The following is a 5,299-nucleotide window of genomic DNA, read 5'->3' on the forward strand; positions in this document are numbered from 1 at the left end:
ATCGTCCCGGCTGGACATTTTTTAATACTTGTTGGATAGTTGGACAGCGAACGGCGCACCTCGCCGCTTCGTTCTGGATTCACGCCCCTTTACCCCACGACATGTTTTCGACGAGGAGCGCAATAGAAATGGACGCTGCAACCCTGGTGGAATCCATCGGCAAAGAGTTTGGCCTGGCCCTGAAGCTGAACAAGGATCATGTCGCAAGCCTGATCATCGACGAGAAATTCGAGGTCGAATTCGAATTCGTCGAAAGCATCGGCACGCTTTTCGTTTCCTCATCCCTCGGAAGGCTGCAACCCAGCGGCACGGACGGCATCTGCAAGGCCCTGCTGGAAGCGAACCTGTATGGGAAGGACACGGGCGGAGCCGTCTTTTCCATCGACGAACGCACCGACGAGGTCATCCTTTTCTTCAAGGTCGAGCCTCAAACCATCGAGTACGAGGACTTTCGCGCCATGATGGAGCGCTACCTCAACACGCGCTCGCAATGGATCGCCACCTTCGACGGCCTTGTTGCCGCGAGCGCCGACAAGGCCAGAAAGCGTTCCAGCGTAAGCGAGGCCTTCAACGTCGACAGCGCCATCAGGATCTAGCTGCCCGCGCCCCCTGCTCCACGCCGGGCGCGCCGCCCCGCCAGGCCCGGGGGCATGGAAACTTCCTTGGGGCCGCCTGACAACGACGTTGGCGGCGCGCGCCCGCCACGCCGTCCGGATCGGTCGCCCGGCCCGGAAAACCCTTGTGGCGGGAAGGGCTGACGCTGCGCCTCGCGTGCGTAGCATCCTGAAAAAATGAGTTTTTTTAAGTTTTCCATTCCCGCCCCCAGTGCATGGGCAGGACGTTTCAGCGCAGTGGAAGAATTGGCCGGATAATTGCTTTTCCCCAGGGAAAAGGAGGACATCATGCCCGAAATAGGTGGAATTGGTGCGCAACAGGTTGCCCAGGCGGGGCCCCTTGAACAAGTCGGCGACGTGCAGGGCCCGGGAGACGGTCTTGGCGGCCATCAGGCCCGCGTGGGCAATGCCCCGGGGCGGGGGATCGGACAGCTGCTGAGCTCCATCGCCCACGGGATAGCCAATCTGGTGCGGGGTTTTTGCGATTTCATCGCCAGGATCGGCAACATGATCACGGGCCGGGCCGCCGGCCCCGCGCAGGCGGCCGAGCCCCAGGAGGCGGAACGCGGCCCCAGCCCGCAGCAGGTCATTGAGAGCGCGCGTTCCTGGCGGGTGGACAGCGAGGAGTTCATAGAACGCGGAACGAGCCTGGCCGGATTCCGGGAAGCCAGCATACAATGCATGTCCGACGACAGGGACGTGCAGCAGTTCATAACGGACAACCTGGACAACCCAGACTACAGCAGCGAGCGGTTCACCGGCGTCGAGGACCATCCGAGCGATCCCAGCAAGTTCATCGCCAAATTCGGCGACAAGCAACTGGTCTTCTCCAACCGGATAGGCAGCAACAGTGAATTCCGCGCGGAACTGCTCCGGCAGCAGCTTACGGGCACCCAGTTCGCCAACCTCCGGGGGCTGATCGAACAGAACCACCTCGGCCCGCACGATTCCCTCAGCCTGTACATACTGACCACCCTGACCAACCTGCTGCGGCAGGACACGGAACACATGTCCGTCGAGCAGAAGCATATGGTGCGGGATGCGGTCGCGCAGATGGATTTCGCGCACGGCAAGACGGTGGGCCAGCTGGCGAACCTGTCCTTCCTGGACTAGCGGGACGGCCGCGCCGGTTGCCCGGGCGCCCCGCCTGTTCCGCCCGGCCCCTGCCCCTGCTTTCCGAACCCCTTCGGGCCCTGCCCGAAGGGGTTCTTCTCGTCCGCCGCAGGCGTGGGGGCTGGCACAGCTCCGGGCCGGGCGGCCAGGGCCTAGGGCTGGCGCACGATCTGGGTGCCGATGCCCTCGCGGGTGAACAGCTCAAGGATCAGCGAGTTCTCGATGCGCCCGTCGATGATCTGGGCCTTTTCCACGCCCGCGTCCAGAGCCTCCAGGCAGCATTTGAGCTTGGGGATCATCCCGCCCCGGGCCGTGCCGTCCTCGATGGCCCGCACGGCGTCGCGCACGCTCAGGGACGAGATCAGTTCGCCGTCCTTGCCCAGGACCCCGGCCACGTCGGTGAGCAGGATCAGCCTGCGCGCGCCCAGGGCGCCAGCCACGGCGGCGGCCACGGAGTCGGCGTTGATGTTGTAGGTGCGGCCCTCGTCGTCCACGCCCACGGGCGCGATGATGGGGATGAAGCCCTCGCGCTCCAGGGTGCGGATGAGCACGGGGTTGATCTCCACCACCTCGCCCACCTGGCCGATGTCGATGATCTCCGGGGCCATGGTCGGGTCCTCGGGGGTCACGGCGATCTCCAGCTTGCGGCAGCGGATGGTCCGGCCGTCCTTGCCGGACAGGCCCACGGCCCGCCCGCCGTTCTGGTTCACGAGGTTCACGATCTGCTTGTTCACCGTGCCCGCCAGGACCATCTCCACAACGTTCATGGTCGCCTCGTCGGTGACGCGCAGGCCCTCGCGGAAGGTGCAGTTGATGCCCAGCCTTTCGAGCATCTGGCCGATCTGCGGCCCGCCGCCGTGGACGATGACCGGATTCAGGCCGATGTAGCGCAGCAGGATCACGCATTTGGCGAAGGCGTTTTTCAGCTCTTCGTCCTTCATGGCGTGCCCGCCATACTTGATGACGATGGTCTCCCCGTAGAACTCGCGCAGATACGGCAGGGACTCCAGAAGCAGCTTGGCGACCTTGCTTTCGCGTCTGAGATCTTTCACGGCGGGCTCCCTTGGCGCAGCCGGTTAAAGGATGTAGCGCGACAGGTCGCGGTTGGCCGTCACGTCCGCGAGGTGCGCGCGCACATACTCGCGGTCCACAACCACCGTGAGCCCGCCCCGGTCCGGCGCGTCGAAGGACAGGTCGGACAGCACCTTCTCCATGATCGTATACAGCCGCCGGGCGCCGATGTTCTCCGTCTCCTCGTTGACCCGCTGGGCGAATCCGGCCACCTCGTCCAGGGCGTCGGGGGTGAACTCCAGGGTCACGCCCTCGGTGCCCAGCAGGGCCGTGTACTGCACGGTCAGCGCGTTGCGCGGCTCGGTGAGGATGCGCAGGAACTGTTCCTTGTCCAGGGCGGAAAGCTCCACGCGCAGGGGAAAGCGGCCCTGCAATTCGGGAATCAGGTCCGAGGGCTTGGCCAGGTGGAAGGCCCCGGCGGCGATGAACAGGATGTGGTCGGTGCGGACCATGCCGTACTTGGTGTTGACCACGCTGCCCTCGACGATGGGCAGCAGGTCGCGCTGCACGCCCTCGCGCGAGACCTCGGCCCCGCCCTTGCCCTGGCTGGCGGCGCCGGTGCAGATCTTGTCGATCTCGTCCAGGAACACGATGCCGCTCTGCTCCACGCGCTCGCGGGCGGCCTCCACGACCTTGTCCATGTCCACCAGCTTGGCGGCCTCCTCCTCCACCAGCAGGTCGTACGCCTCGGGCACGGACACGCGCCGCGTCTTTTTCTGGCCGGGGAACAGGCGGCCCATCATCTCGCGGACCTGCATCTCCATGTCCTCCATGCCGGGCATGGCCATGATCCCCACGGGGCCGCCGCCCTGCACGGTGACCTCCATCTCCACCTGGCGCTCGTTCAGGGCGCCCTCGCGCCAGAGCTTGCGCAGCTTCTCGCGGGTGGCGTCGGAGGCGGGCTCCTGGGGCGCGCCCGTGCCCGCCCCGGCCATGAAGCCCAGGCCCGGCTCCGGGGCCTTGCGCGGATAGAGCAGGTCCAAGAGGCGCTCCTCCGCGTTCTTGCGCGCGCGCACGCGCACAAGCTCGGTCTCCTCGGCGCGGACCATGCCCACGCCGATCTCCATCAGGTCGCGGATCATGGACTCCACATCGCGGCCCACATAGCCGACCTCGGTGAACTTGGAGGCCTCGACCTTGAAGAAGGGCGAGCCCGAGAGCTTGGCCAGGCGGCGGGCTATCTCGGTCTTGCCCACGCCGGTGGGGCCGATCATGATGATGTTCTTGGGCGCGATCTCGTCGCGCAGCTCGGGCGGCACCTGCTGGCGGCGCCAGCGATTGCGCATGGCTATGGCCACCATGCGCTTGGCGTCCTGTTGGCCGATGATGAACTTGTCCAGCTCGGAAACGATCTCGCGGGGCGTGAACTGCTGCACGGAAGACTCCCGGCGGCGCGGCGCGCACCCGCCCGCAGGCGGGCGCGCCGGGCGGCCTGCCTATTTTTCCAGGCGTTCCAGGGTGATGTTCTCGTTGGTATAGACGCACATCTCGGCGGCGATGGCCATAGCCTTGCGGGCGACATCCTCGGCGGACAGGGCCGTCTCGCGGCGCAGGGCGCGGGCCGCGGCCAGGGCGAAGGGCCCGCCCGAGCCGATACCCACCAGCCCGTCGTCGGGCTCGATCACGTCGCCGGTGCCCGAGAGGATCAGCACGGTCTGGGCGTCGGCCACCACGAGCATGGCCTCCAGGCGGCGCAGGTACTTGTCCATGCGCCACTCCTTGGCCAGCTCGACGCTGGCGCGGGTAATGTTGCCGCCGAACTGTTCGAGCTTGGCCTCGAAACGCTCGAAAAGCGTGAAGGCGTCGGCCGTGGCCCCGGCGAATCCGGCCAGGATGCGGTCCTTGTACAGGCGGCGCACCTTGCGCGCGGTGTGCTTGAGGGCGATGTTCTGGCCGAAGGTCACCTGGCCGTCGCCAGCCATGGCCACGCCGTGGTCGTCCTTCACGGCCAGGATGGTGGTTCCGCGTAGTTGCATGGAACTCCTCGTGGGGATTGGGGGAAATGGCCCGGCGCGCCTAGCGCCCGGGGCCGGCGAGGTGCTCGCGGGCGGCCCGGGCCCACGTCTCGGCGGCGTCGGCGGAGAATATAACCATGCGTGCCCGCTTGACCAGCCCCCCGGCCAGGCCCCGGGCCAGCTCGGCCACGCCCAGGGCCGCCGCGCGGGCCACGGGAAAGCCGTATGCCCCGCAGGACACGGCGGGGAAATCCACCCGGGCCGCGCCCAGGTCGCGGGCGGCCAACAGGCAGCTGCGGTAGGCCCGGGCCAGCAGGGCGTCCTCGCCGTGGCCGCCGCCGCGCCACACGGGCCCCACGGTGTGGACGACCCAGCGCGCGGCCAGCCCGAAGCCCGGGGTGGCCACGGCCCCGCCCACGGGCAGCGGACCGTTGGCCGCGACCCAGGCCTGCCCGGCGGCCAGCAGCCCGGGCCCGGCGGCACGGTGCAGGGCGCCGTCCACCCCGCCGCCCCCCGCCAGCTCCGGGTTGGCGGCGTTGACCACGG

The 5,299-nt window shown here is 67.5% G+C and carries 6 protein-coding genes; 2 read left to right on the plus strand and 4 right to left on the minus strand.

Annotated elements, in window-relative coordinates; genetic code table 11:
* Positions 1–128 precede the first annotated feature (128 nt).
* Positions 129–596, plus strand: a complete 468-nt coding sequence (locus M0P34_RS13475; RefSeq protein WP_291500020.1) for a type III secretion system chaperone — start codon at positions 129–131, stop codon at positions 594–596.
* Between the two features lie 306 nt (positions 597–902).
* Entirely contained in the window at positions 903–1,727 is an 825-nt protein-coding gene (locus M0P34_RS13480; protein ID WP_291500022.1) for a hypothetical protein, read from the plus strand.
* Between the two features lie 152 nt (positions 1,728–1,879).
* On the opposite strand, the gene argB is transcribed toward M0P34_RS13480, so the two are convergent.
* From argB to M0P34_RS13500, 4 genes are all read right to left on the minus strand, one after another.
* On the minus strand, positions 1,880–2,779 hold the full coding sequence (argB, locus tag M0P34_RS13485) for an acetylglutamate kinase (protein ID WP_291500023.1): 900 nt from the start codon (positions 2,777–2,779) through the stop codon (positions 1,880–1,882).
* Between the two features lie 24 nt (positions 2,780–2,803).
* Positions 2,804–4,174 carry an ATP-dependent protease ATPase subunit HslU gene (gene hslU, locus M0P34_RS13490; protein ID WP_291500025.1) on the minus strand — a complete coding sequence of 457 codons (1,371 nt, stop codon included), beginning with the start codon at positions 4,172–4,174 and terminating at the stop codon, positions 2,804–2,806.
* 60 nt (positions 4,175–4,234) lie between these two features.
* On the minus strand, positions 4,235–4,774 hold the full coding sequence (gene hslV / locus M0P34_RS13495) for an ATP-dependent protease subunit HslV (RefSeq protein WP_291500027.1): 540 nt from the start codon (positions 4,772–4,774) through the stop codon (positions 4,235–4,237).
* 40 nt (positions 4,775–4,814) lie between these two features.
* On the minus strand, positions 4,815–5,299 hold a 485-nt coding region (locus M0P34_RS13500; RefSeq protein WP_291500028.1), incomplete at its 5' end, for a macro domain-containing protein.

The organism is Desulfocurvus sp., from assembly GCF_023230885.1.
Lineage (GTDB): Bacteria > Desulfobacterota > Desulfovibrionia > Desulfovibrionales > Desulfovibrionaceae > Desulfocurvus.